The organism is Nonomuraea sp. NPDC050451 (assembly GCF_044458585.1).
Window position 1 is genome coordinate 45592 of the sequence record NZ_JBITHZ010000034.1, and the last position, 25691, is coordinate 71282.

Annotated in this window: 26 protein-coding genes; 14 read left to right on the forward strand and 12 right to left on the reverse strand. The window is 71.0% G+C overall.

The features are described 5' to 3' along the window. Nucleotides 1–102 precede the first annotated feature (102 nt). Nucleotides 103–1377: an ROK family protein gene (locus ACIBI9_RS53010; RefSeq protein ID WP_397235058.1), complete on the reverse strand. Its 1275-nt coding sequence runs from the start codon at nucleotides 1375–1377 to the stop codon at nucleotides 103–105. A 242-nt stretch (nucleotides 1378–1619) separates the two neighbouring features. Here ACIBI9_RS53010 and ACIBI9_RS53015 point away from each other — a divergent pair, with 242 nt between their 5' ends. The 10 genes from ACIBI9_RS53015 to ACIBI9_RS53060 all read left to right on the forward strand — a co-directional run bounded on the left by ACIBI9_RS53015 (nucleotide 1620) and on the right by ACIBI9_RS53060 (nucleotide 12837). Beyond that, complete coding sequence (locus ACIBI9_RS53015; protein ID WP_397235059.1) at nucleotides 1620–2942, forward strand: ROK family protein; 1323 nt, start codon at nucleotides 1620–1622, stop codon at nucleotides 2940–2942. A gap of 373 nt (nucleotides 2943–3315) precedes the next feature. Beyond that, nucleotides 3316–4869 carry a sugar ABC transporter ATP-binding protein gene (locus tag ACIBI9_RS53020; protein ID WP_397235060.1) on the forward strand — a complete coding sequence of 518 codons (1554 nt, stop codon included), beginning with the start codon at nucleotides 3316–3318 and terminating at the stop codon, nucleotides 4867–4869. Beyond that, entirely contained in the window at nucleotides 4856–5866 is a 1011-nt protein-coding gene (locus tag ACIBI9_RS53025) for an ABC transporter permease (RefSeq protein ID WP_397235061.1), read from the forward strand. Before ACIBI9_RS53020 ends, ACIBI9_RS53025 begins: the two co-directional genes overlap by 14 nt. Nucleotides 5867–5914: 48 nt before the next feature. Beyond that, complete coding sequence (locus tag ACIBI9_RS53030) at nucleotides 5915–6976, forward strand: ABC transporter substrate-binding protein (RefSeq protein WP_397235062.1); 1062 nt, start codon at nucleotides 5915–5917, stop codon at nucleotides 6974–6976. Continuing rightward, nucleotides 6973–8145, forward strand: a complete 1173-nt coding sequence (locus ACIBI9_RS53035) for a Gfo/Idh/MocA family protein (protein ID WP_397235063.1) — start codon at nucleotides 6973–6975, stop codon at nucleotides 8143–8145. Before ACIBI9_RS53030 ends, ACIBI9_RS53035 begins: the two co-directional genes overlap by 4 nt. Then, entirely contained in the window at nucleotides 8142–9149 is a 1008-nt protein-coding gene (locus ACIBI9_RS53040) for a sugar phosphate isomerase/epimerase family protein (protein WP_397235064.1), read from the forward strand. The genes ACIBI9_RS53035 and ACIBI9_RS53040 overlap by 4 nt, the downstream gene beginning before the upstream one ends. 535 nt (nucleotides 9150–9684) lie before the next feature. After that, nucleotides 9685–10563, forward strand: coding sequence for an extracellular solute-binding protein (locus tag ACIBI9_RS53045; RefSeq protein WP_397235065.1), 879 nt, complete (start codon nucleotides 9685–9687; stop codon nucleotides 10561–10563). Between the two features lie 165 nt (nucleotides 10564–10728). Next, on the forward strand, nucleotides 10729–11583 hold the full coding sequence (locus ACIBI9_RS53050; RefSeq protein WP_397235066.1) for a carbohydrate ABC transporter permease: 855 nt from the start codon (nucleotides 10729–10731) through the stop codon (nucleotides 11581–11583). Further along, the gene (locus tag ACIBI9_RS53055) at nucleotides 11583–12464 is read left to right on the forward strand and encodes a carbohydrate ABC transporter permease (RefSeq protein WP_355212539.1); all 882 of its coding nucleotides are present in this window, start codon (nucleotides 11583–11585) and stop codon (nucleotides 12462–12464) included. The genes ACIBI9_RS53050 and ACIBI9_RS53055 overlap by 1 nt, the downstream gene beginning before the upstream one ends. Nucleotides 12465–12696: 232 nt before the next feature. Next, nucleotides 12697–12837: a hypothetical protein gene (locus ACIBI9_RS53060; protein WP_397235067.1), complete on the forward strand. Its 141-nt coding sequence runs from the start codon at nucleotides 12697–12699 to the stop codon at nucleotides 12835–12837. Nucleotides 12838–12870: 33 nt separating this feature from the next. On the opposite strand, the gene ACIBI9_RS53065 is transcribed toward ACIBI9_RS53060, so the two are convergent. Beyond that, on the reverse strand, nucleotides 12871–13389 hold the full coding sequence (locus ACIBI9_RS53065; protein WP_397235068.1) for a toll/interleukin-1 receptor domain-containing protein: 519 nt from the start codon (nucleotides 13387–13389) through the stop codon (nucleotides 12871–12873). Nucleotides 13390–13514: 125 nt separating this feature from the next. Here ACIBI9_RS53065 and ACIBI9_RS53070 point away from each other — a divergent pair, with 125 nt between their 5' ends. After that, the gene (locus ACIBI9_RS53070; protein ID WP_397235069.1) at nucleotides 13515–17231 is read left to right on the forward strand and encodes a helix-turn-helix domain-containing protein; all 3717 of its coding nucleotides are present in this window, start codon (nucleotides 13515–13517) and stop codon (nucleotides 17229–17231) included. Nucleotides 17232–17523: 292 nt separating this feature from the next. Here the strand turns inward: ACIBI9_RS53070 and ACIBI9_RS53075 are convergent, their stop codons facing one another. Both ACIBI9_RS53075 and ACIBI9_RS53080 read right to left on the reverse strand, forming a co-directional pair. Further along, nucleotides 17524–18234, reverse strand: a complete 711-nt coding sequence (locus tag ACIBI9_RS53075; protein WP_397235070.1) for an alpha/beta fold hydrolase — start codon at nucleotides 18232–18234, stop codon at nucleotides 17524–17526. A 47-nt stretch (nucleotides 18235–18281) separates the two neighbouring features. Continuing rightward, on the reverse strand, nucleotides 18282–18821 hold the full coding sequence (locus ACIBI9_RS53080; RefSeq protein WP_397235071.1) for a DinB family protein: 540 nt from the start codon (nucleotides 18819–18821) through the stop codon (nucleotides 18282–18284). Nucleotides 18822–18972: 151 nt separating this feature from the next. Here ACIBI9_RS53080 and ACIBI9_RS53085 point away from each other — a divergent pair, with 151 nt between their 5' ends. From ACIBI9_RS53085 to ACIBI9_RS53095, 3 genes are read left to right on the forward strand one after another with little or no spacing between them, the layout of a single operon-like run. After that, on the forward strand, nucleotides 18973–19455 hold the full coding sequence (locus ACIBI9_RS53085) for a phosphoheptose isomerase (RefSeq protein ID WP_397235072.1): 483 nt from the start codon (nucleotides 18973–18975) through the stop codon (nucleotides 19453–19455). After that, nucleotides 19443–19679 (forward strand): HypC/HybG/HupF family hydrogenase formation chaperone, encoded by a 237-nt coding sequence (locus ACIBI9_RS53090; protein ID WP_397235073.1) that lies wholly within the window; start codon nucleotides 19443–19445, stop codon nucleotides 19677–19679. The genes ACIBI9_RS53085 and ACIBI9_RS53090 overlap by 13 nt, the downstream gene beginning before the upstream one ends. Beyond that, the gene (locus ACIBI9_RS53095) at nucleotides 19676–20275 is read left to right on the forward strand and encodes an SIS domain-containing protein (RefSeq protein ID WP_397235074.1); all 600 of its coding nucleotides are present in this window, start codon (nucleotides 19676–19678) and stop codon (nucleotides 20273–20275) included. The genes ACIBI9_RS53090 and ACIBI9_RS53095 overlap by 4 nt, the downstream gene beginning before the upstream one ends. A 23-nt stretch (nucleotides 20276–20298) precedes the next feature. Here the strand turns inward: ACIBI9_RS53095 and hypE are convergent, their stop codons facing one another. From hypE to ACIBI9_RS53135, 8 genes are read right to left on the reverse strand one after another with little or no spacing between them, the layout of a single operon-like run. Then, the gene (gene hypE / locus ACIBI9_RS53100) at nucleotides 20299–21372 is read right to left on the reverse strand and encodes a hydrogenase expression/formation protein HypE (protein WP_397235075.1); all 1074 of its coding nucleotides are present in this window, start codon (nucleotides 21370–21372) and stop codon (nucleotides 20299–20301) included. Beyond that, the gene (gene hypD, locus ACIBI9_RS53105) at nucleotides 21369–22526 is read right to left on the reverse strand and encodes a hydrogenase formation protein HypD (RefSeq protein ID WP_397235076.1); all 1158 of its coding nucleotides are present in this window, start codon (nucleotides 22524–22526) and stop codon (nucleotides 21369–21371) included. Before hypD ends, hypE begins: the two co-directional genes overlap by 4 nt. 12 nt (nucleotides 22527–22538) lie before the next feature. Beyond that, nucleotides 22539–22811: a HypC/HybG/HupF family hydrogenase formation chaperone gene (locus ACIBI9_RS53110; protein ID WP_397235077.1), complete on the reverse strand. Its 273-nt coding sequence runs from the start codon at nucleotides 22809–22811 to the stop codon at nucleotides 22539–22541. Then, nucleotides 22789–23172 (reverse strand): hydrogenase maturation nickel metallochaperone HypA, encoded by a 384-nt coding sequence (locus ACIBI9_RS53115; RefSeq protein WP_397235078.1) that lies wholly within the window; start codon nucleotides 23170–23172, stop codon nucleotides 22789–22791. Before ACIBI9_RS53115 ends, ACIBI9_RS53110 begins: the two co-directional genes overlap by 23 nt. Before the next feature lie 7 nt (nucleotides 23173–23179). Further along, nucleotides 23180–23287 carry a DUF6893 family small protein gene (locus tag ACIBI9_RS53120; protein WP_394501639.1) on the reverse strand — a complete coding sequence of 36 codons (108 nt, stop codon included), beginning with the start codon at nucleotides 23285–23287 and terminating at the stop codon, nucleotides 23180–23182. 6 nt (nucleotides 23288–23293) lie between these two features. Beyond that, nucleotides 23294–24115 carry a hydrogenase maturation protease gene (locus ACIBI9_RS53125; RefSeq protein WP_397235079.1) on the reverse strand — a complete coding sequence of 274 codons (822 nt, stop codon included), beginning with the start codon at nucleotides 24113–24115 and terminating at the stop codon, nucleotides 23294–23296. After that, nucleotides 24112–25044: a hypothetical protein gene (locus ACIBI9_RS53130; protein ID WP_397235080.1), complete on the reverse strand. Its 933-nt coding sequence runs from the start codon at nucleotides 25042–25044 to the stop codon at nucleotides 24112–24114. Before ACIBI9_RS53130 ends, ACIBI9_RS53125 begins: the two co-directional genes overlap by 4 nt. A gap of 6 nt (nucleotides 25045–25050) precedes the next feature. Further along, nucleotides 25051–25686: a DUF6084 family protein gene (locus tag ACIBI9_RS53135; protein WP_397235081.1), complete on the reverse strand. Its 636-nt coding sequence runs from the start codon at nucleotides 25684–25686 to the stop codon at nucleotides 25051–25053. Nucleotides 25687–25691 lie beyond the last annotated feature (5 nt).

Genomic DNA, 25691 nt, shown 5'->3' on the forward strand with positions numbered 1-25691 from the left:
GGGACGTCAGGCAAGGCGCGCGCCGCCGCGCTTGTTGCCACTTGGTGGTAGCGGATGTTGCGGTTGCTGGAGGGTGCCGTCTCCAGGTCTGTGGGGCCGTCGCTAAGGTGCCGGCCTGGGCAGTGAATACAAGATCGTCGGATCGTCGATGATGTGGTTGACCACCATGCTCGCGGCGCCCCGGGAGGCGGCGCCGAAGCCGAGTGTGGAGGCGACGAATCGGCACTGGGCGGCGGGAGCGGCCACCACGAGCCGACGCAGCTGATCTTGCGCGTGCGGCAGCAGCCACTGGGCCAGCGAGGCGAAGTAGCCGCCGATGACGATCACTCGCGGGTTGAACAGGTTGGCCAGGATCGAGCCGCCGAGCCCGAGCCACTCGCCTACCTGCGCCACCGCCGTCATCATCCGCCGGTCGCCCGAGGCCAGCCCTCTGGCGATGTCGGCCACCCGTTCGTCGGGGTCGGGCACCGGCATGCCGGGCAGCCCGTACGCCTGCTCGGGCATGGCCGCGCGTACGAGCGCGGCCAGGCCGACCTTGGTCTCCCAGCAGCCGATGCGGCCACAGCCGCATCGGTCGCCGTTGGGGTCGACCCGCAGATGTCCGACCTCGCCGGAGAATCCGTCCGCTCCGCGCAGAAGTTCGCCGCCTGAGATGATGCCGCCGCCCACGCCCACCTCTCCGGTGAGATAGACCAGATGGGGCGTGCCGGCGGCGACGCCGGAGGTGTATTCGGCCAGGGCGGCGAGGTTCGCGTCGTTGTCCACCCGCACCGGCACGCTCCGCGGGCCGAGTATGGAGCTCAGCTGCTCGGCCAGGGGCAGGTCGCGCCAGTGGAGGTTCGGCGCGAGTGTCACGACGCCGCGTGTCACGTCCACGAGGCCCGGGACGGCTACCACGATGCCGGAGGGGACAGCTCCGGCCCGCCGCATCGCCTCCACGGCCTCCTTGGCCACGAGCCCGAGCCGGCGCACGGCGCTGTCCGGGCCGCTGCCCATCGCGTCGTGAACCAGTCGGCGCTCGACCAGGCTCCGGCCGCTGAGATCGGTGCCGTGGACCGCGATGTAGTCGACGTTGATCTCCATGCCCAGGGCGCCGACGTGCGCGCCGTGCAGCGCCACCGCCCGTCGGGGACGGCCGATCGCCCCCACGTGCTCGACGCCGACCTCCCGCACCAGCCGCCGTTCCAGGAGCTCGGCCATGAGGTTGGAGACGGTGGCCCGGTGCAGTCCGGTCGCCTGCGCGATCTCGGCACGGGACAAGGACGTGTGGTCGCGCAGCTCGCGCAGCACCAGCGAGAGGTTCGCCCGGCGCAGCGTGGCGGGACCCGTCGGCGCGGCGCCGCCCGGGGCGCGGGAGCGGGACGGTCTGTACGCCACCCGCACCACCTGCCCGTTTGTTTGTCTCCCAGATCAATTAATCAGGGTTGTAACACGGCGATGTCCGACCATGCACCCCTCAAGTCCGTAACGAGTTGGCATCGCTCATTTCCGTGCACTTCAGCCACGTTTCTCGCTTCAGTTACCGGAACGTTATGCAAGTTACGAACGATTTAATACTTGTGCCCGCAGGAAGTCGTGCCTTTAATTCGGCTAGCCATCTGAACTAATCGAGGAGGGGCGTGGACCACGACCGGGCCGACGGCCACGCGACCGACTCGATGAGTCGCGGCGGGTCCGCGGGAGTTCCCGCGGACCAGGCCACCGTGCGCCGTTCCAACCTCGCCCTCGTGCTGCGTCACGTCAGCGCGTGCGGGCCGTGCACCCGATCGGCCGTCGCAGCCGCGACCGGGCTGAACAAGGCGACCGTCACCAGTCTGGTGAGCGAGCTGCAGGCGCGCGGACTGGTCAAGGAGATGGGGCGGCAGCACGCCGGCTCCGTCGGCCGCCCGGGTGTCGCCCTCACCTTGGACGGCTCCCGGGTCGGCGCCCTCGGCATGGAAGTCAACGTCGACTACATCGCCGCGATCGCCACCGACCTGGCCGGCAGGGTGATCATCGACCGGCGCATCGGTTTCGACGCCATGGGCTCCGGCCCGGAACGCTCGCTGGACGAGCTGGCCCGCATGGCCGAGAGGACCGTCGCCGACCTCGACCGGCTCGGGATCACGCCGGCCGGGATCACCGTGGCCGTCCCCGGCCTGATCGACACCACCACCGGCACCGTCGTCGTCGCCCCGAACCTCGGCTGGCGCGGGGTGGCGGTCGCGGAGCGGCTGTCCCGCGCGAACATCGCCGCGGACATCCCCGTCGCGGTGGACAACGACGCCAACCTCGCCGCCCTCGCCGAGTACACCTCGGGCGTCGCGGCTGGCACCTCCGACCTGGTCTACCTCACAGGCGAGGTGGGCATCGGCGGCGGCATCATCGCCGGTGGCCGGCTGCTGGGCGGAGCGGACGGATTCGCGGGGGAGGTCGGCCACGTCATGATCGATCCCTCCGGCGAGTCGTGCCGCTGCGGCCGGGTCGGCTGCTGGGAGACCAAAGTCGGGCTGGCCGCGCTGGTCCGCATGGCCACACCTGACCGCGCTTACGGTACCGGCCCGCAGGTCGTCCGCGACCCGGAGGAGCGGCTGGCCGAGATCGAGCAGCGACGGGCCGAAGGGGATCCCCGCGTCGACGCCGCCGCCGCGGAGGTGGGCCGGTGGCTCGGAATCGGGGCGGCCATGCTGGTCAACCTCTTCAACCCACGGGTGATCGTGCTGGGCGGGTACTTCGCGCGACTCGCCGACCTGCTCATCCCCGCGGCGCAGCAGGCGTTGGCACGCCTGGGCATGAGCGACGCCGTCGAGCGCTGCCGGTTCGTCGCCTCCGACCTCGGCTTCGGCGCCGCCTCACGCGGAGCGGCCGGAGTCGTCGTCGAACGAGCACTGTCCGACCCCACAAGCATCTCGATCCGAACGTCCCCAACCATCGGGGTTGTCGAGGGAACCCCGATGGCCTGATCGCCACAGTCAGCCTGACCCGCGTGTCCGCCACGCGGTCCCGATCTACCGCCCGCTACCTGAACGTCCCGTCCGCCTGACCGTCCTGTTCCGCACCGCCTCGGCACATCCCGCCCATCTCGCGTGCCGCGGCCATGGGGCATGCGGTCAGTCGGACGGGAAACCCCGTGCCCTTTCCCCACCCAGAACGTCCCGCCCGCCTGATCGGTCATCCGGAGCCGCACCGGCACCGTTGACGCCGACCTCGGTGCCGTCGCGGCGGTGCCAACCGGCGCCGTCAGGCGGGCGGGGCCATCAGGCGGGCACGGCCACACCGTAATCGAGGGAGGCCCCTGTGCCGCGGTCACCATCCGACTCGTCATCGCTGCTCGTGATGCGAGGAATCGTCAAGCAGTTCCCGGGCGTGCGCGCCTTGGACGGTGTGAACCTTGAGGTCAGAGCCGGAGAGGTGCACTGCCTGCTCGGCCAGAACGGCGCCGGGAAGTCCACGCTCATCAAGATCCTGTCCGGTGCCCACGAACCCGACGAGGGCGAGGTGCTGCTCGACGGCTCGCCCGTACGGCTGGCGCCGCCGACCGCGGCGATGGGCCACGGGATCGCCACCATCTACCAGGAGCTCGACCTGGTGGACGGGTTGAGCGTGACGGAGAACATCTTCCTCGGCCACGAGCCGGCGACCTTCGGCTTCTCCCGCCGGGCCGAGGGCGACCGGGCGACGGCCAAGCTGCTCGAGCGGCTGGGACACGGAGAGATCCGCCCCCGGGCAGAGGTGGGCCGGCTGTCGCCGGCTCACAAGCAGATCGTCAGCATGGCCAGGGCACTGTCGCACTCGGCCCGGCTGATCATCATGGACGAGCCGTCGGCCGCGCTGGACCACGACGAGGTCGGCAACCTGTTCCGGGTGATCCGCGACCTCACCTCCCAGGGGGTGGCGGTGATCTACATCTCCCACCGGCTGGAGGAGATCCGCGAGATCGGCGACCGGGTCACCGTGCTGAAGGACGGGCGCACGGTCGCGGTGGGACTGGCGGCCAAGGACACCCCGACCTCGAAGATCGTGGCGCTGATGACCGGCCGCAACGTCGAGTACGTCTTCCCGCCCCGGCCCGGCAGGGCCGCCCCCGAGGAGTGGACCGAGGTGCTGCGGGTGGAGAACCTGACGCTGCCCGGCCGGTTCGCGGACGTGTCGTTCAGCATCAGAGCCGGGGAGATCGTCGGCCTGGCCGGCCTGGTCGGCTCCGGTCGCAGCGAGATCATCGAGGCGATCTACGGCGCGCGGCGGGCCCGCGGCCGGGTCGTGCTCGACGGGCGGACGGTGCGGCCGGGCAGCACGACCCGCGCGGTGCGGATGGGCATGGGCCTGGCCCCCGAGGAGCGCAAGGCGCAGGCGTTGCTGCTGGACCACCCCGTCGCGCAGAACATCACGCTGGCGAGTCTGAGCCGCTACACCAGGCCGCGGTGGCTGGGCTGGCTCGACCGCCGGGCCGAGTTCGCCGAGGCCGAACGGCTGTCGCAGGCGCTGGACATCCGCCCGCCGGACCCGCGCCGCCCGATCAGGACCTTGTCGGGCGGCAACCAGCAGAAGGCGGTGCTGGGACGCTGGCTGGCCGAGGACCGCAAGCTGCTGCTGCTGGACGAGCCCACACGGGGTGTGGACGTCGGCGCCCGGGCCGAGCTGTACGCGCTGGTGCGCAAGCTCGCCGACGACGGCATCGGCGTGCTGCTGGTGTCCAGCGAGGTGCCCGAGGTGCTGGGCCTGGCCGACCGGGTGCTGATCATCCGCGAGGGCCGGATCGTCCATGAGGCGCCGGCCGAGGACCTGGACGAGCACCGGGTGCTCGACCTGGTGATGGTCTCCGCAGGACAGAGGCCCGGATCCGATGTGGCGAATCCCCCTACCGAAGGAGCATCGCATGACCGACGTTGATCAGGCCGCGCCGACAGGTCCGCGATTGAAGGCGGCGGGACCGGGCGGGCGGTTCGGCCGGCTGGGTGAGGTCCGGCATCTGGGCCTGGCCGCGGCGTTGATACTGCTGGCGATCGTGGGATTGGTGACGAGGCCGGAGAACTTCGCCACCTCCTCCAACTTGGTGAGCATCCTGGCACTGGCCTCGACCATCGGGGTGATCACTGTCGGCATGACGTTCGTGATCATCGGTGGTGGCATCGATCTGTCGGTGGGCGCGCTGATGGCGTTGGCGTCGGTGTGGGCGACCACGCTGGCGACCCAGTCCTACGGGCCGGTCGTGATGATCGTGTGCGCGGTGCTGGTGGGCACCGGCGCGGGAGTGCTGAACGGCATCTTGATCGCCTACGGCCGGATGGTGCCGTTCATCGCGACGCTGGCGATGATGGTGGCCGCGCGCGGTCTGGCGCAGCGGATGTCCAACCAGCGCACACAGCTCGTGCAGCAGGACAACTCGATGATCGTGAGCCTGTCGACCACACGGGTGCTCGGGCTGCCGCTGCTGGTGTACGTGTTCGCGCTGGTGGTGCTGCTCGGCTGGCTGGTGCTCAACCGCACGACGTTCGGCCGGCGCACCTACGCGGTGGGCGGCAACCCCGAGGCCGCCCGCCTGGCCGGCATCGACGTGCGCAAGCACACGCTGCTGCTGTACGCCCTGTCGGGGTTGTGCTGCGGGATCGCCGCGGTGCTGATCATGGCCAGGACCACGACCGGATCGTCCACACACGGCGACCTGTACGAGCTGGACGCGATCGCCGCAGTGATCATCGGCGGGACGCTGCTGAGCGGCGGCCGGGGCACGATCATCGGATCGATCCTCGGCCTGCTGATCTTCACTGTGATCACCAACCTGTTCATCCTGAACGGCCTGAACACCGCCGACCAGCTCATCGCCAAGGGCGCGATCATCGTCGCCGCCGTGCTGCTGCAGCGGCGAAGCCTCAGAACACACACCTGACACCAGAGCCGGATCGCAAGCCTTCCGGCTTCAGCAAGGAGAGCAGACATGGACAAGAACGTTGCCCGGCGCGGCTTCCTCTTCAGCGGCGCCGCCCTCGGCGCGGGTGCCCTCATCAGCGCCTGCACCAGCAACGAGCCGGTCGCCACCCAGCAGGCGAGCGCGCCCGCCGCCGCTCCCGCGGCCAAGGAAGGCAACGACGCCCCCGGCGAGAAGGTCGTCATCGGCTTCTCGGCCCCGGCCGCCGACCACGGCTGGATCGCCGCCATCAGCAAGAACGCGGCGGACGCGGCCAAGCAGTACACCGACGTCGAGTTCAAGCCGGTCGAGCCGACCAACGACATCAACCAGCAGATCTCGGCGGTGGAGTCGCTGATCCAGGCGAAGGTCAACGTGCTGGTGATCCTGCCGAACGACGGCCAGCAGCTCAACCAGGTCGCCCGGCAGGCCATGGACGCGGGCATCCCGGTGGTCAACGTGGACCGCGTCTTCCCGGACAAGCTGTCGTACCGGGCCTGGATCGGAGGGGACAACTACGGCATGGGTGTGGCCGCCGGACACCACATCGGCAAGACGCTGAAGGACAAGGGCGTCTCCAACCCGGTCATCCTGGAGATCCAGGGCATCGCCACGCTGCCGCTGACCCAGGACCGCAGCAAGGGCTTCGCCGACGCGCTGAAGACGTACGGCTTCAAGGTGACCGCCCAGCAGGACGCCAAGTTCACGGTGGAGTCAGGAACGCAGGTGGCCGCCAACCTGCTCCAGGCGCACAAGAAGATCGACGCGATCTGGAACCACGACGACGACCAGGGCATCGGCGTGCTGGCGGCGATCAAGGAGGCCGGTCGCAACGAGTTCTTCATGGTCGGCGGCGCGGGCTCGGCCAACGCGATGCGTGACATCCAGGCCGACAGCGGCGTGCTGAAGGCCACCGTCACCTATCCCCCCACCATGGCCGCCTCGGCGATCAAGATCGCCCGGTTGATCGCCCAGGGCAAGGGCATGAGCGACCTGCTGGAGCAGCAGGTGCCGCAGTCGATCACACTGGCTTCGGAGACCATCACCAAGGAGAACGCCGCCCAGTACCTGCCTCTCGGGTTCGAGTCATGAGGCCCGTCATCGGGATCGGCATGGTCGGCTACGCGTTCATGGGCCGTACCCACTCCCAGGCGTGGCGCAGCGTGGACGCGTTCTTCGACCTGCCGTTCAGGCCCTCGATGGTGGCCGTGGCCGGCAGATCGGCCGAGGCGACCGCGCAGGCCGCCGAGAAGCTGGGGTGGGCCGGCGCGGAGACCGACTGGAAGCGCCTCCTCGATCGCGACGACGTGCAGATCATCGACATCTGCACGCCCGGCGACTCGCACGCCGAGATCGCCGTCGCGGCGCTGGCGGCGGGCAAGCACGTGATCTGCGAGAAGCCGCTCGCCAACACCGTCGCCGAGGCCGAGGCCATGGCCGCGGCGGCGAAGGAGGCGGCGGCGCGCGGCGTGCGCAGCATGGTCGCCTTCAACTACCGCCGCGTGCCCGCCGTCGCGCTGGCCCGGCGGTTCGTCGAAGAGGGCATGCTCGGCAAGATCCGGCACGTACGGGCGCAGTACCTGCAGGACTGGATCGTCGACCCCGAGTTTCCCCTGGTCTGGCGGCTCCAGAAGGACAAGGCCGGCTCCGGGGCCCTCGGCGACATCGGCGCCCACGCCATCGACGTCGCCGAGTTCATCACTGGTGAGCGGCTGACCGGGGTGGCGGCGCTGACCGAGACCTTTGTCAAGGAGCGTCCGCTGGCGACTGGTTCGGCCGGGCTCTCGGCCGGCGGCGGAGTCGGGAGGGGCGCGGTCACCGTGGACGACGCGGCGCTGTTCATCGGACGGCTCAGCGGCGGCGGGCTGGCCTCCTTCGAGGCCACCCGCTTCGCGACCGGGCGCAAGAACGCGCTGCGCATCGAGATCAACGGCGCCCTGGGCAGCCTGGCCTTCGACTTCGAGTCGATGAACGACCTGTGGTTCCACGACCACACCATCGACAGCGCCGAGCACGGTTTCCGGCGGGTGCAGGTCACCGAGCCGGACCACCCGTACGCCGGGGCGTGGTGGCCGCCTGGTCACGGCCTCGGGTACGAGCACGCCTTCGTCCACGAGATGAAGGACTTCCTGGAGGCGATCGCCGCCGGCACCGACCCCGCGCCGTCCTTCGAGGACGGCCTGCGGGTGCAGCGGGTGCTGACGGCGGTCGAGAACAGCGCGGCTGAGGACAGCCGCTTCATCACTGTGGAGGGTTCATGACCAGGCCGGTCACGTTGTTCACGGGGCAGTGGGCGGACCTGCCGTTCGAGGAGGTCTGCCGGCTGGCGTCGGAATGGGGCTACGACGGCCTGGAGATCGCCTGCTGGGGCGACCACTTCGAGGTCGACAAGGCCCTGGCGGACGACTCCTACATCGAACGCAAGAAGGAGACCCTGGCCAAGTACAACCTCGGGGTGTGGACCATCTCCAACCACCTGGTCGGCCAGGCGGTCTGCGACCACCCCATCGACGAGCGCCACAAGGGCATCGTGCCCGCTCGCGTCTGGGGTGACGGCGAAGCCGAAGGCGTACGGCGGCGTGCCGCCGAAGAGATCCAGAACACCGCCCGCGCGGCGGCCGCGCTAGGCGTCAGTACCGTCGTCGGCTTCACCGGCTCGTCAATTTGGCACACGCTGGCGATGTTCCCGCCGGTGCCCCCGTCGATGATCGAGGCGGGCTACGCCGACTTCGCCGACCGATGGAACCCGATCCTCGACGTCTTCGACGAGGTCGGGGTGCGCTTCGCCCATGAGGTGCACCCAAGCGAGATCGCCTACGACTACCACACCACGGTCCGCACGCTGGAGGCCATCGGGCACCGGCCTGCCTTCGGGCTGAACTGGGACCCCTCGCACATGGTGTGGCAGGACCTGGACCCGGCGAACTTCATCCTCGACTTCGCCGACCGGATCTACCACGTGGACTGCAAGGACGCCCGGGTGGCCACCCGCGACGGCCGGCGCGGCCGTCTGGCCTCCCACCTGGCCTGGGCCGACCCCCGGCGTGGCTGGGACTTCGTGTCCACAGGCCGGGGCGACGTGCCGTGGGAGGCGTGCTTCCGCGCACTCAACCACATCGGCTACGACGGTCCGATCTCCATCGAGTGGGAGGACGCGGGCATGGACCGGCTGCACGGCGCGCCGGAATCCCTCGCCTACATCCGCTCGCTCAACGCCATCACCCCACCGGCCGCCGCTTTCGACGCCGCCTTCTCCTCCGAATGACCCATCACGCCGGGCGGCGGCCGCACAGTGGCCGCCGCCCACCGTCCCGCCCCGCCGGCCCCTCCCACACCGATCTGGACGCGCTGCGGGCCGCGCCGGACGGCCCGGAGCCCGCCCAGCGCCCTGGCCGCCTACGCCGCCCTGCCGGCAGGCTGCCCGTACGTCGACTTCACGCCCTCCACCGGCGCCCGCACTGGACACCCTGGCAAGAAAGGAGGGGTGCCCATACGCGGGTCACGACGGCGAGCCCGGCGGGACTCTGGTCAAGTCGGTGCTCGCCCCGATGTTCGCCCTGCGCAACCTGAAGGCACGTCGAGGACCTCGACGACTTCAAGACCGCCTGGGACCTGATCTCCTTCGAAGGCTTCCTCGGAACCCCGCATGCGCATGGAGTTCACCTGGCACGGCTGCGACTCGGCGCTGGCCGCGCCGCTGGTCCTGGATCTGGCGCGGCTGACCCCGGCCGCTCACCGGGCCGGCCGCACAGGCCCGCTCACCGGAACCGGCCTTCTTCTTCGAGGACCCCCTCGGAGAGGTGCCGCACGGGCTGGCCGAGCAGTGGCAGGCGTTGCGGGCCGCCGTGGACGTGCTGGGCTGGGACGAGTACGAGCAGGCCGCGCAGAAGATGAAGGACGCGGGCGGCCCGCACTTCGGCGACTTCGCCGCGAACGTCTCGGCCCTCACGATGGCGCTGCAGATCCAGAAGGGCGCGTCTCCGTTCGCCTACGACCCGGCGCAGCCGGAAACGGTCGGCGTCAAGCTGAACGACCAGGGCTCCAAGGACGTGCTCGACTACTGGGCGCGCCTGGCGAAGAAGGGGCTGGTCGGGACGCAGGACCAGTTCACCCCCGAGTACATCTCCGGCGTCATCAACGGTAAGTACGCCACGTACATCTCGGCGGCGTGGGCGCCCGGCTACCTCACCGGTGGCGGTGTCGGCAAGGGCGAGGACACCGGCAAGTTCGCGGTGGCGCCGCTCCCGCAGTGGGATCCCGCCAACCCGGTGCAGGTGAACTGGGGCGGGTCTGCCTTCTCCGTGACGAGCCAGGCGAAGAACCCCGAACTCGCGGCGAAGGTGGCGTACGGCCTGTACGCCGACAAGGAGTCGCTCACCGACGGCTGGACCAACCAGATCATCTTCCCGCTGAACCTCAAGGCGCTCAACTCCCCCGAGTTCGTGGACCTGAAGGTGGCGTTCTTCGACGGCCAGCAGGCGAACAAGGAGGTCTACGTGCCCGCGGCGAACGCCTACAAGGGCATGACCTACAGCCCGTTCGGCCAGTACTACTTCGACGCCTTGACGAAGCAGGTCAGCGCGCTCATCGAGGGCTCCGTCACCGGTGCGCAGGCCGCCGACCGGCTGCAGGAAGACGTGGTGAAGTACGCCAAAGAGCAAGGTTTCACCGTTCAGTGACGAGCAGGCGGGGCCGCGCCGTCTGAGGGCGGCCGGCCCGCCCGCTGTTTCCCCCGCATCGATTTCCCGGAGCCCAAGATGTCCCTCCTGATAGAAGAGGGTGCCCCCAGCACCCAAGAGAAGACGCACAAGATCCGCGGTAAGGTGCGCCTCCGTGAGCATCTGATGGGGTGGCTCTTCGTCGGGCCATTCGGGATCGTCTTCCTGGCGTTGCTCATCGCGCCGCTCGGGTACGCGCTGTATCTGAGTCTTTTCCAGAAGAAGCTGATCGGCGGCACCAGCTTCGTCTTTCTCGACAACTACGTGAAGGCGTTCACCGATCCCAGCTTCCTGTCGGGGTCGTGGTTCGTCATCCGCTTCTCGCTGGTGTCCATCCCGCTGCAGATCATCGTCGCGCTCGCGATGGCGTTGATCCTGGACGCCGTGACCTCCCTGTTCACCCGCTTCTCGCGCCTCATGATCTTCCTTCCCTACGCGATTCCCACGGTCATCGGGGCGGTCATGTGGGGATTCCTGTACAGCAAGAGCTTCGGGCCGCTCACCGACATCTTCGGCTGGTTCGGCACCACGCCGCCTGATTTCCTGAGCACCAACCTGATCTTCTACGGCCTGGTCAACGTCGTCACCTGGCAGTGGGCCGGCTACTACATGATCATCCTGTACGCGGCGCTCCAGGGCATCGACCCGGCGCTCTACGAGGCCGCCCGCATGGACGGCGCCGGCAAGTGGCAGATCGCGCTGCGGATCAAGATCCCGCTGATCACCCCCGCGCTGGTCCTGATCCTGGTCTTCTCGCTCATCGGCACCCTGCAGTTCTTCAACGAACCGCAAATCCTGCGCTCCCTCGCGGCCGGCACGATCGGTCCGGACTTCACCCCCAACATGTACGCGTACCAGCAGGCGTTCGCACTCGCGAACTTCAACTACGGATCGGCGATCTCCTTCGCTCTCGGCGGGATCGTGTTCGTCGGCGTCTACGCCTTCCTGTTCTTCACCCGCAAGCGGAGGAGCTTTCTGTGATGAGTGACCGCTCCCTGGCCGGCGCCCGCCGCCGGCCGTCACGCCACCTCCCGCTGCAGGTGCTCCTCGGCTTTCTGGTCGTGTATTTCCTGGTGCCGTTCTGGTGGGTCATCGTGAACAGCTCCAAGGACGCCCCCGGACTGTTCGGGGGCGGCAACACCTTGTGGTTCGCCGACCACATCGACTATCTCGGCAACCTGCGGCAGTTGTTCACCTACGACAATGGCATCTACGGCAGGTGGATCCTCAACTCCACCCTGTACGCGATCGCGGGCGGGGTCGGGGCCACGGTTTTGTCCGTCATGGCCGGCTACGGATTCGCCAAATACCGCTTCGCCGCCAGGCGTTTCTCCTTCGCCCTCGTGCTCGGCGCGTTGATGGTGCCCGCGACGGCCTTGGTGATTCCCACCTTCATGATGTTCTCGCAGCTGGGGTTGACCAACACGATCTGGGCGGTGATCCTGCCCTCACTGCTCAACCCGTTCGGCGTTTATCTGATGCACGTATATGCGCGTGACGCGGTCCCCGACGAGATCCTGGACGCGGCGCGGGCCGACGGGGCGGGGGAGATCCGGACGTTCGTCCAGGTCGCCTTTCCGCTGATGCGGCCGGCGGTGGTCACCGTGCTGCTCCTGTCCGCCGTGGCCTCCTGGAACAACTACTTCCTGCCCCTCGCCATGCTCTCCGACAACCGCCTCTTCCCCGTCACCGTCGGGCTCGGCATGTGGCAGGGCATCGCCTCGGCCAACAACGCGGGCAGCACGTCCCTCTGGAGTCTCATCATCCTGGGCGCGCTCGTGTCGGTCATCCCGCTCGTCATCGCCTTCTTCACGCTTCAGCGACACTGGCGCGGCGGCCTGTCCGTCGGCGGCCTGAGGTAGGGCCTCAAACAGGGGTGACTCGTAGACCAGGTGTCCGGTGACCTGGGGTGCGGCACGAGTTCGAGGCGGAGCCCGGGCAGCCCGTCCGCGTGCAGCGGGGGGGCCTGGATGAGGACGTTCCAGCCGTGCAGCCGGTGCGGGTCGATGCGGTCCACCTGGTGGACACGGCCGCCCCTGAGGCGAAGGACGTCCCGTCGGCGTGGTCGGCGTGCAGTGACCGTAGGGTCACCGTGTGGGGGCGCACCGCGTAGCCGACGGGGAGCAGCGTGTCGTCGAAGGCGATCCGCCCCGAGTCGCGCTGCCCGATCAGGCGCAGGCATTCCGCGCGGCCGAGGTCCTCGCGCTCCAGGTCAAGGGCAGCGTCACCTACTGACAGTGGCTTCGCGAGCAGTTGGCCGAGGTGCAGTCACGTCTGGACGCCGAGAAGGACCGGTTGTCCCGGCTGGTGATCACGCAGGAAACGGTGGAGGAGATTCTGGGTGAGTCGGCCTCGCCTGCCGCCGAACCTGTGCCGGCAAGCGAGGGCGTTGACCCCGAGACGCAGGAAGGCCGGCCTGCGGGGGAGGCAGGAGGGTGAGCAGCCGGTTGTGGTGGTGCGTCGGGGTGTGGTGACGGTGCGGCGGTGGGAGCCGGACCTGGGGCCGTCGGTGTTGCCGATGAGCACCGGGATGAACCGGATGTCCCTCCTCATCAGCGCCGCGTGCTCCTCCATCGCCCTCGGCGAGCGGAACAGCGCCGGGCTGACGACGGCGACGCAGGCCATCGAGTCCCTGATCGCCTCGTCCAGCCGGTGCAGCACCACGTCGCCGGGCAGGACGTCCCACTCGTCGAAGAAGACCGTCAGGCCGCCTGCTATGAATTTCCCGGCCAGAGTCCGCGCCCAGGCGGCGTCCTCGCCGGCGTAGGAAACGAATACGTCGATCAACGTCAGCTCCTTCTCCGAAAGATTCAACGCCTGCGACCAGCGCCGGGGGAGTGGCCGGCGATTATCCGTACAACTCCGTACGCGGCCGGTTACCATGACGACGAGCCGGGCCTGAGGAGGCGCTCGTGCAGGAGCAGGCACTCATCACGACCCGCGAGGAGTTCGGCCAGGCGCTGACCCGGCTGCGCGAATCGGCCGGGGTGTCGGTGCGCCAGGTGGCGGCCAAGGTGGGGGCCGACATCGCCCCCAGCACGCTGGGTGACTGGTTCGCCGGGCGCGGCCTGCCTTCCCTCTCCTCACGCGACCTGCTGGTCGAGGTCCTGCGGGTGTGCGGGGTGAGCGACGACGCGGCCGTCGAGCAGTGGCTCAACGCCTGGCACCGGGTACGCCGCGCGCCCGGCCGCCGCCCGGCGGGGCCGGAGCCGTACAGAGGGCTGGCGGCTTTCGAGACCGAGCACGCCGAGTGGTTCTTCGGCCGTACGGCGCTGACCGGGCAACTCGTCGCCCGCCTGACCGAGCCGGGCTTGCAACTCGTGGTGGGCGCCTCGGGCTCGGGCAAGTCCTCGCTGCTGCGCGCGGGGGTGGTGCCCGCGCTGGGCCGGAGCACCGCCGTGTTCACGCCGGGGCCGCACCCGATGGCCGCGCTGGCGCGGCAGCGGGGCGAGGTGCTGATCGTGGACCAGTTCGAGGAGGTCTTCACAGTCTGCGAGGACCAGGACGAGCGGACGAGGTTCGTCGCGGCGCTGAGCGAGGCGGCGGAGCGGGCGGTGGTCGTGATCGGCCTGCGCGCCGACTTCTACGGCCAGGCCATGCGCCACCCCGAGCTGCTCGCGGCGATGCGCTCCGGCCAGCTCGTGGTCGGCCCGATGTGCGAGGACGAACTGCGCGCCGCCGTCGTGGAGCCCGCCCGCAAGGCCGGCATAGAGATCGAGAACGGCCTGGTCGAGCTGCTGCTGCGCGAGGTCGCCCCGGCGCGTGCCGACGGCGAGGCGCACGAGGCCGGCACGCTGCCGCTGGTCTCCCACGCCCTGTACGCGATGTGGCGCGAGAGCCAGGGCAGGCGGCTGACCATCGCCGACTACCGCAAGGTCGGCGGCATCGGCAGGGCCGTGGCCGACAGCGCGGAGAAGGTCTACCTGGCCCTGAGCGAACACCGCCAGGAGCTGGCCAGGAGGCTGTTCCTGACCCTCGTGCACGTGGCGTCCGACACCGCCGCCACCCGCAGGAGCATGACGATCGCCGAGGTCCTCGCCGACCACGACCCCGCCGTGGCGGCCGAGGCGGAGGACGTGCTCGACCGCTTCGTGGCCGAGCGCCTGATCACCGTCGACCTCGACAAGGTGCAGATCAGCCATGAGGCCCTGCTCACCGCCTGGCCCCGGCTGGCCGGCTGGCTGGAGAGCGACCGGGCGGGACTGGTCGTCGGCCGCGACCTGGCCGAGGCCGCGGCGCGGTGGGCGAAGGAAGGCGACGACCCCGGCGCGCTCTACCGCGGATCGCGGCTGGCCGTGGCCCGCCTCTGGGCCGAGGGCGCCGGACCGCACGCCGCGCCCGGGCCGCAGGCCAGGCGGTTCCTGGCGGCGTCCGTCGAACGCCAGGAGGCGGAGGCCGCGGCGCAGCGGCGCGGCACCCGGCGGCTGCGCCGGCTCGTGGCCGTGCTGGCGGCGCTGCTGCTGCTGACCACGGCGGCGGTGGTGGTCGCGGTACGCGGGCAGCGCGACATCAGCGACCAGCGCAACGCGGCGCTGTCCGGCAAGGTCGCCAACGAGTCGGTCGCGCTGCGGGCGGGCAACCCGGCGCTGGCCGCCCAGCTCGCCCTGGCCGCCCAGCGGCTCACGCCGACCACCGAGTCGCGCGGCGCGGTGCTCAGCACGCTGGGCAACCCGTACGCCAACGTGCTGAGCGCCCATGCCAGCGCGGTCTACGCGGTGAACTACAGCCCCGACGGCAGGCGGCTGGCCACGGTGGCGCTCGACGGCACGCTACGCATGTGGGACATGACCGATCCGCTGCGGCCGGCCGCGCTGTCGTCGGTGGTGGGCGACGCCAAGGGCATTGCCGCGGCCGCGTTCGCGCCGGGCGGGGACGTGGTGGCCACGGCCGGCAACGACAACACGGCCGACCTGTGGGACGTGCGCGACCCCCGGCGCCCCGTGGCGCTGGCCGCGCTGAGCGGGCACACCATGGGGATCATCGGGGTGGCCTTCAGCCCGGACGGGACGATGCTGGCGACCGCCTCCTACGACGCCACGGCCCGGTTGTGGAACGTTACGAATCCCCGCAAGCCATACCTGGTGAGCACGCTCAAAGGCGCGCCCAAGGAACTGTCGGACGTCGCCTTCAGCCCGGACGGCCGGACGCTGGCCGTCACCGTCTTCTCCAACGACGTCATGCTCTGGGACGTCGGCGACCCGCGCCACCCCGAACGCCTGCCCGACCTGCGCGGGCACACCAAGGCGGTGCTGGCGGCCGCCTTCCACGGCGACACCCTGGCCACGGGCGGCTTCGACAACACCGTACGGCTGTGGGACCTGCGCGATCCCCGGCACGGCAAACACCTGGCCACGTTCTCCGGGCACGAGAACGGCGTGGTCGCCATCGACTTCGGCCCCGACGGCCGCTCCCTGGCCACCGGCAGCTACGACCGCACGATCCGGCTGTGGGACCTGACCGACCTCCACGCCGACCCGATCGTGATGACCGGGCACTCGAGCACCGCCTACACCGTGCGCTTCAGCCCCGACGGCCGCACCCTCGCGTCCGGCGGGCGCGACGACACCGTACGCGTGTGGGACCTGGGCCGGCCCCTGCTCGGCGGCCACCGCGGAACGGTCTACGCGCTCGCCTACAGCCCCGACGGCCGCCTGCTCGCCACGGCCAGTCATCCGGTGATCAAGATCTGGGACGTGTCGGGCGCCCCTCGCCCGCTGGCCACGCTGACCGGCCACGCCAACGGGGTCACCGCCGTCGCCTTCGCCCGGAACGGCACGCTGCTGGCCAGCACCGATCTGGACAGCTCAGTACGCCTGTGGGACCTCACCGACCCGGCCCGCCCCCGGCTCCTGTCCCAGACGAACGCCGGCATCGGCAACATCTTCGCCGCGGCGATCAGCCCCGACGGCAGGAGCCTGGTGGTGGCGGGCGAGAAGTTCGACGTGTACGTCTGGGACATCTCCGACCCCAGCCGTCCGGTACGCCGGGCCGTCGCCAAGGGCCACGAGGCCGCCATCAACGCCGTGGCCTTCAGCCTCGACGGCCAGCTGCTGGCCACCGGCGGCGGCGACCGGGCCATCAGGCTGTGGCGCACCGCCGACCTGGCCCCGCTCGGCGTCGCCAGAGGCCACGGCAGCACGGTCTTCTACCTCGCCTTCGACCGCACGGGCACGCTGCTGGCCAGCGGCAGCGGCGACCGCACGGCCCGGCTCTGGAACGTACGCTCCCTCGACCGGCCGATCGCCGTCCTGCGGGGGCACGCCGACAGCGTGCAGTCGGTGGCCTTCAGCCGCGACGGCCGCACGCTGGCCACCGCCGGCGACGACAGGACCGCGATGCTCTGGGACATCGCCGACCCGGCCAGGGCGACTCCGCTGGCCACGCTGACCGGTCATCTCGAGCAGGTCAACAAGGCGGCCTTCAGCCCGGACGGCGCCACCCTGGCCGCGGTGTCCAGCGACTCGACCGCCCGCCTGTGGCCGGTCGACCCCGGCGCCGCCGCCCGGCGGATCTGCGCGCTGGCCTTCCCGCCGATCACCCCGGCCGAGTGGCGCCAGTACCTGCCCGACGTGCCCTACGACCCACCCTGCCCAACGGACGCCGCCATCGGCCCCGCCCCCGCAGGCTGACCTACGCGTGGCGCGCACGCTCACCGCACCAGGACCCACCCGGATCCGTCACCCCCCATTACTCCAGGAGCGCGGCCACCGGGCTCGACCACCGGGCTGGGCATCCTACCGGGCCATCGGGGGCTGGTCGGGCTGGGCCAGCACGACCGCGCCGTCAGGCGCGCCGACCGGGGCGGGGCGGTCGGGCTCGGCCAGCGCGATCGCGCTATCACGACCGCGCCGTCAGGACCGCGCCGTCAGGACCGCGCCGTCAGGACCGGGCCGTCAGGACCGGGCCGTCAGGACCGGGCCGTCAGGCGGGGCCGAGGCTTGTGGCGATCGCGCGACCCAGCTCCTCCGGACGGGTGAACTGGGGCCAGTGGCCCGTGGGCAGGTCGACGTAGTCGGCGTGGCGGATCTTGGCGAGCTCCCGCGTGAACGCCAGCGACTGCTCCATCCACTTCCGGAGCGTCGCGGTCGAGAACTCGCAGGCGATGACGGTGACGGGCACCTCGTAGCGGCGCTCGTCGGACAGCCGCACCCGGTCGCTCGCGACCCGCGCCGGCGAGGGGATCGCGCGCTCGCGGAACGCCGCCCGCAGCTCGTCGTCGAGGTCGATGAGGTCCTCCTCCTCGAAGAGCCCCCAGTCGGGCAGCGGGATCTCGCCGTTCTCGACCGGGAGCTCGTCGTTGATGAGGCCGCCCTCGCCGGGAGGCACGCTGTCGACGTAGACGACCCGGGCGACCCGGTCGGGACGCGCGTCGGCGGCGACGTGCGCGATCGTGCCTCCGCCGGAGTGGCCGACCAGCACCACCTTGCCCCCGGCGGGGTCGAAGGAGTCGATCACCTTGACGACCGCGTCGACGTGGTCGCGCAGGGTGATCTCGGAGCGGTCGGCGTCTTTCGACTCCATGCCGGGCAGCGTGAGCGCGTGCGGGCGGTGCCCGGCCTGCTCGATCGCGGGGACGACCGCGTCCCACGACGAGCCGTCGAGCCAGAGGCCGGGAATCAGGATGATGTCCATCGCCCCGAGGTTAGAGCAGCCCACCGACAATATTCGTGGCCCGGCCGCTACTCCCCGGTCAGCCCGTCCACCGACTCCCGGATGAGGTCGGCGTGGCCGTTGTGCCGCGCGTACTCCTCGATCATGTGGCACAGGATCCACCGCAGGCTGGGCGCCTGGCCGTCGGACCAGCTGAGCGTGGCCAGTTGGCCGAGGTCGCCGTCGGCCAGCGTCTCCGTCACCAGTGACCGCGAGCGGGACACCGCCTCCTGCCAGAGCGCGAAGAGCTGCTCGGGGGAGTCGTCGGCGGCCGAGCGCCAGTCCCAGTCGCGGTCGGACTTCCAGTCCACCGTGTCCCACGGGGGCGGCCACTCGCCGCCGCGCAGCGACCGGCTGAACCAGTAGCTCTCGACGTAGGCCAGGTGCTTGAGCATCCCGCCCAGCGTCATCGACGACACGCCGACGGTCGCCTTCAGCCCGGCCGCGTCCAGGTCCGAGCACTTCCAAGCAAAGGTCGCGCGCTGAAAGTCGAGGAAGCCCAGGAGGGTCGCGGTCTCGTCGGCTGCCAGAGGCGGCTCGGGGCGGCCCTGCTCGTCCAGTTGAGTCATGATCGGTGAGTCTAGAGGCTCGGCAGGCCGCCTGGGGAGGGCGAATCTTGCCGGGATCTTGCCGAATCGGTGGCGGGGAAAGCCGCGCCGTTCGTACCGGACCACGGTGGAATGGGCGATGTCGTGCAGCGCAGGAAGACGGGATGCCGAAGTGCTCGATCGGGTCCGTGAGGCCGCCGGAACGGCGCTGGTGGAAGACGTCGGCGCGGTCGTCGCGGCGGCGGCGGCCATGTCCGGCCGGTTCCGGCGCGGAGGCAGGCTGCTGGCTTTCGGCCGGGGTGAGGCCGCCTCGGACGCGGCGCACGTGGCCGTGGAGTTCACCCACCCGGTGATCGTGGGCAAGCGCGCGCTTCCGGCGTTCAGCCTGGGCGCCGAGCCCTCCTCGCTGCCGGTGCTGGGACGCCCCCAGGACATCGCCGTGGGGATCCGGCCGTTCGACGGCGACCTGGCCGCCGCCCGCGGGCTCGGCATGCTGACCGTCGCCCTGACGGCGGACGAGGAGTGCGCGCAGGCGGAGCACGTGCTGACCGCTCGGAGCGCGGATCCGCTGGTCGCGAGGGAGATCCACATCACGATGTACCACCTGCTGTGGGAGTTGGTCCACGTGTTCCAGGAATCGGAGTGCCCCGCGTGAACGGCGAGCCGACGGACGAGGAGGTCTGCGACTCCTGCGTGACGTGCGGCGATGTGGCCGTGGCCGTGCGGGTCGTGGGACTGCTGGCCGACGGGCTGGCGCGCGCCGACACCGGCGCCGGGACCGAGGAGATCAGCGTGGCGCTGGTGGAGGCGCGAGTCGGGGACACCGTGCTCGTGCACGCGGGCGAGGCGATCGCCGTGCTCGGAAGGGACGACCGGTGACCGAGACGCTCTACCCGTTCCTGCGGCGCGACCCGCTCGACCCGCTGGCGTCCACCGCCGAGAAAGCCCGCGAGAGCCTGGAACTGCGGCGGCGGGTGCTCGACGAGATGGAGGGCCCGCTGGTGGCGTGCGCGGCGGCGCTGGCCGCCGCCTTCCGCGGCGGCGGGCGGCTGTTCACGTTCGGGAACGGCGGCAGCAGCACCGACGCGCAGTCGGTGGCGGATCTGTTCACCGGGCGCGGCCTGCCCGCGGTGTCGCTGGCGGCCGACACGGCGCTCGTGACGGCGCTCGGCAACGACGTCGGCTTCGAGGTGGTGTTCGCCCGCCAGCTCGCCGCGCTCGGCGGCGAGGGTGACGTCGCCTGCGCCCTGTCCACCAGCGGCGGCTCGGCCAACGTGCTGCGCGGCCTGGAACGGGCCGCGAGCCTGCGGATGGTGACCATCGGGTTCGCCGGCTCAGGAGGCGGCCGCATGGCCGAGGAGCGGCTGGCCGAGCACCTGTTCGTGGTCCCGTCGTCGTCGGTGCACCGCATCCAGGAGGCGCAGGCGACCCTCTACCACGTGCTGGCCGAGCTGGTTTCAGCCGCCGCACGGTAGACGGGCCGCCCGCCGACCAGAGCTCAGCAGATGCGGGGCAGTGGGTCGCCCACCAGGACGTCGACCACCCGGGTGCCGCCGAAGGTGGTGCGGAGCAGGACGAGCCCGGCCGGTGCCGCGGCGACGGTTCCGATGATCGCGGCCTCGGCGCCCAGCGGGTGGGAGCGCAGCACCTCGAGGGCCCGCCCGGCGTGCTCCCCGTCGACCACCGTGACGAAACGGCCCTCGCAGGCGACGTAGAGCGGGTCGAGGCCGAGCAGCTCGCAGACGCCGGTGACCTCCGGCCGTACCGGGATGTCGTCCTCCCGCAGGACGACGGCCACCTCCGACGCGTTGGCCACCTCGTTGACGACGGTGGCCACCCCTCCCCGGGTGGCGTCCCTCAGCGTACGGACGTGCTGCGGCATCGCGGCCAGCAGCTCGGCGACGATGGCGTGCAGCGGCGCCGTGTCGGAGACGATCGGGGCCTCGATGCCGAAGTCGTCCCTGGCCAGCATGATGGCGGCGCCGTGCTCCCCGATCGGGCCCGAGACGATGACCGCGTCCCCCGGCCGCGCGTGCGAGGCCGACAGCGTGACCGGCTGCTCGACGAGCCCGACCCCGGCCGTGGTGATGAAGCAGCCGTCGGCCTTGCCGCGCTGGACCACCTTGGTGTCGCCGGTCACGATCGTGACGTCGGCCGCCGCCGCGGCGGCGGCCATCGAGTCGGTGATGCGCCGCAGGTCGGCGACGGGGAAGCCCTCCTCCAGGACGAAGCCGGCCGACAGGTGGGCCGGCCGGGCCCCGCACATGGCCAGGTCGTTCACGGTGCCGTTGACGGCCAGGTCGCCGATGTCCCCGCCGGGGAAGAACAGCGGCGAGACCACGAAGGAGTCGGTGGTGAAGGCCAGGCGCTCGCTGCCCACCCGCAGCAGCGCGCCGTCGTCCAGGGGCGCGAGCAGCGGGTTGCGGAACGCCTCCAGGAAGACGGCCTCGATCAGGGTGTGGGTGGCCTTGCCGCCGGCGCCGTGGGCGAGCGTGATGCGCTCCTCCCTGACGACGGGCTTGCGCCGCCGGATCCGCTCGATGCGGGCGAGCACCTGCTGTTCGCGGTTCATGTCCGGCCCGCCTCCTCCGCGAGCGGCTCGGGAGCGGCAGTCGAGCGCAGCTCCTCCCGGCTGAAGCGCCCGAAGTTGTAGTACGCGGCACACGCGCCCTCGGAGGAGACCATGCAGGTGCCGATCGGTGTCTCCGGGGTGCACGCGGTGCCGAACACCTTGCACTCCCACGGCTTGAGCACGCCCTTGAGCACCTCGCCGCACTGGCACGACCGCGGGTCGGCGACGCGCACCCCGGGCAGGTCGAAGACGCGTTCGGCGTCGAAGCGGGCGTACTCGTCCGCCATGGCGAGGGCGGAGTGCGCGATGAACCCGAGCCCGCGCCACTCGAAGTGCGGCCGCAGCCGCATCACCCGGCCCATGGCCGACAGCGCGATGCGGTTGCCGTGCCACGGGACGACGCGGGCGTACTGGTTCTCCACCTCGCAGCGGCCCTCGGCGAGCTGCGTCAGCAGGCGGTGCACCGAGTCGAGGATGTCCAGCGGCTCGAACCCGGCGACCACCAGCGGCTTGCCGTAGTCGCGGGCGATGAACTCGTACGGCTCGCAGCCGATCACCGCCGACACGTGGCCCGGCCCGATGAACCCGTCGAGCCGCAGGTCCGGCGAGTCGAGGATGGCCTTGATCGCCGGAATGATCATGACGTGATTGCAGAAGACGGAGAAGTTGGCCAGCCCCTCGGCCTCCGCGCGCAGCACGGTCATGGCCGTGGACGGCGCCGTGGTCTCGAAGCCGATGGCCATGAAGACGACCCTGCGGTCCGGGTTGGCCCGTGCGATCTTGAGCGCGTCCAGCGGCGAGTACACCATCCGGATGTCGGCCCCCGCCGCCTTGGCGTCCAGGAACGAGCCCGCCCCGCCGGGCACCCGCATCATGTCGCCGAACGACGTCATGATGACGTCCGGCTGGCGGGCGATGTGGATGGCGTCGTCCACCCGGCCCATCGGGATCACGCAGACCGGGCAGCCGGGGCCGTGCACGAGGTTCACCTCGGCCGGCAGGTGGTCCTCCAGGCCGTGCTTGTAGATGGTGTGCGTGTGGCCGCCGCACACCTCCATGAACGTGTATCGGCGCCCCGGCCGGCAGCGGGCGGCGATCTGCGTGGCGAGCGCCCGCGCCGTGCCCGCGTCGCGGTACTCATCGACGAACCGCATCACAGGTCCTTCCTAGGCGATGTCCGAGGCGCGCAGCGCGTCGAGTTCGTCCGCGTACGGCTGCCCGAGCCCGTTGAGATAGTCGAGCACCGCCTGCGCCTCCAGCTCGGAGATCTTGGACAGCGCGAACCCGACGTGCACGAGCACCCAGTCGCCGGGCCCGAGCGCCTCGTCGGCGAGCAGGCCGACGTTGATGCGCCGGCGCACGCCGCTGACGTCCACCACGGCGAGGTCTTCGTGTTCGGGGAGGCGCTCGACGAGCTCACCTGGAATGCCAAGGCACACCGGGCACCTCCCCGTCGGAAGCGCCTGACGTGGCGAACGTGAGCGACTCCAGGACCAGCTCGTCGCCGCCGCTGATGTCGACGCCGTCGTCGCCGCAGCCCGGGCAGACCGCCAGGGTGTCCACCGACTCGGAGTGCTCGCCGCAGTTGCGGCAGCCGACCGTCATTGGCGTGATGACGAGCTCCACCACCGCGTCCTGCACGGTCGTGCCGGCCGCGGCCAGCGTGAACGCCTGCCCGAAGGCCTCGTCGACGACGGCGTGCCGGGCGCCGACGCGTACCCGGGCGGCCGCGACCGCCCTGCCTCCCGCCTGCTGCTCGATCAGCTCGACGAGCCCCTCGCACATCCCGATCTCATGCATGCTGCCCCTACATTCGCTCCATCTTGATGTATCGCCGGATGTCCGGCCACATGCGGATGACGACCAGCGCCATCCCGCAGAGCACGACCAGCTTCACCGTGCGCGACTTCCACATCTCACATCACCTCACCGTGGGTGCCGGATCGCGGGCGTCCGGAGTGGCACTTTCCGCAATCATTTCCATAACCAGGGACTTCACTAGACCGGCCGCCTCGCCGACCATCGCGCGTACCGGGGTGCTCAGCTCGAACGGGTCCTCCTCGACCGACGCCGGCTCGCAGCAGACGACCCGCACCCGCGCGGGGAGCCGGCCGAGCTGCCGGGCCAGCCGCAGGACCCTGACGGGGTCCATGCCGTGCGTCTCCACCGCCGCGTCGTCCCCGTCCGGCAATTCGGGCTCGAGGACGGTGAGCGTGCCGGGAGCCAGGCCACGCGGGGCCGCGTCCACGAACACCACGCCCGTGTAGTCCCGTTGCAGGGCAAAAGCCAGGTCCATGCCGCGGATGCCGAAGTCGACGACTTCCATGCCCGCTACGCCCGCCTGCCCGGCCAGGTGGCGGGCCACCTCGACGCCGAACCCGTCGTCCCCCAGGAACACGTTGCCGATCCCGGCCACCAGGACGCGGCCGGGGTCCGGGCGGCCGTCCTGCTCCCCGAGGGGCTCGATCTCCTCGGGGGAGTAGAAGAACCGGTGCCCGGGCAGCCGGGCCTCGCCCAGGTCGCGCCCGGGATCGTCGTCGAGCGTGACCGCGACGTGGAAGGCGCCCTCTTCGTCCTGTTCCACGCTCTCCACGACGGCCACGCGGCCGTCGAGCACGAGGTCGAAGACGTCGGCCTGCGCGCGGGGCCGCAGCCGTACCCGGCTGCCCGGCCCGACCGGCACGCCGCCGATGACCACCTCGGCGGGGCCGCGGCCCTCCATCCGGGTCCAGAATCCAGTCATTCGTGAGGCTCCGTCCTGCGCATGATGCCGTGCAACCGCATCAGCTCGTCGGGTGTGAGGGAGTCGCAGCGGTCGAGGATCGCGCGGGCGCGCGGGTCCCCGTGGCGGATCTCCTCCCGTTCGCGGTCGCTGAGGGCGAGCACGCTCAGCGTGAGGAGCTGGTCGATCTCGGTCGCGTCGAAGAGGTCGCCGGGGCTCTCCGGCGCGATCCGCGGGTGGTCGTAGAGGATGATCGGCGCGGACAGCACGGTGTGCCGGTCGCCCTCCGGTCCGGCGAGCACCGGCCAGACGCCGGCGTTGTCGCAGGCCGCTGCCTCCGCCCGCAGGTCCTCCGGCGGGTCCATGAGGGAGACGAACCGGGCCTGCGGTGCACGCAGCACGGTGTGCGCGGAGACCAGCGTGCGCCGCATGGCCTCCTCCCGGGTGCCCCCGGGCCAGGGCGTGGTGTTGACCACCTCGACCGTGATCCGGAACAGGTCCGCGCGCAGCCGCCGCGCGCTCGCCTCGATCCGGCCGCACAGCTCCCGCCAGCCGCGCAGCACGGTCCCCTCGGAAGACTCCTCCCCGGCGGGCACGTCGATCTTCTCGATGACCGGGCCGTTCAGCAGGTCCTCCAGGACCAGGCCCGGCATGCTCACCTCACGCTCCTGCGCCTCCTCGCCGGTGCCGGGCGCCTCCGGCTCTCCGGCGCGGAGCCGGGTGACGACGTGCAGGAAGCGCACGGACACGTCGACGAGGTCGCGGGGCCCGGCTTCGAGCAGGCACTCGGTACGCATCAGCCACGGGTCGCCGCCCGCCCGCCCGTACGCCTCGGGGTGCACGCCGCCGATCGTCCAGCGGTGCCGGTTCTTCAGCGACGACTCCCGGTACGGCCACAACAGGTAGCCCTCGTACAGCACGGCCTGCGCGATCTGCCTGACAGGATCCATGTGGGATCAGCCTCCGCCCGTCTCCAGCAGCGACCGCACCGCGTCGTCCCAGCCGAGCAGGGTGTGCCGGACCCGGTGCGCGTACAGGCGGTCGAACGTGCCGCGCTCCAGCCGGATCCAGGCGGTGTCCGGGAAGTGGCGGTCCATGAGGTCCTTCCACACCTCCACCGGCATGCGGAAGTCCGCCTCGGTGTCCCACGGCAGGCAGGCCGCCTGCAGGCGGCCGTCGTCGAGGTAGAACACCGTCCCGGTGAACAGGAACCGCAGCGGCACCTCGCCGTCCGGCAGGCCGTGCAGGTATTTGGCCGCGGCCACGTCGAAGTCGTAGGTGCACGCGACCGTGACCGGCGTGGTCGTGCCGCCGGTGAAGGCCGGGACGTGGGTGACGGTCTGCGTCCACAGCAGGCTGGACAGGTTGCGTCCCCACTCCTCCGGCGGGCCGAACAGCTCCTTGAGCCGTTGCGGCGCGGGCTCGTCGTAGCCGCGTGCGGTGGCGTCGATGCGGATCTGCGTGGCCAGCGTGAGCGCCTGGACCGGAGCGTCCGCACGCAGGTCGAGCCGGAAACACAGAGTGGGCGCGACGGCGGGCGTGGCGGGCTCGACGTCGCGCACCTCGATCCGCAGGGTCGGTGGTGTGGCCATTGATG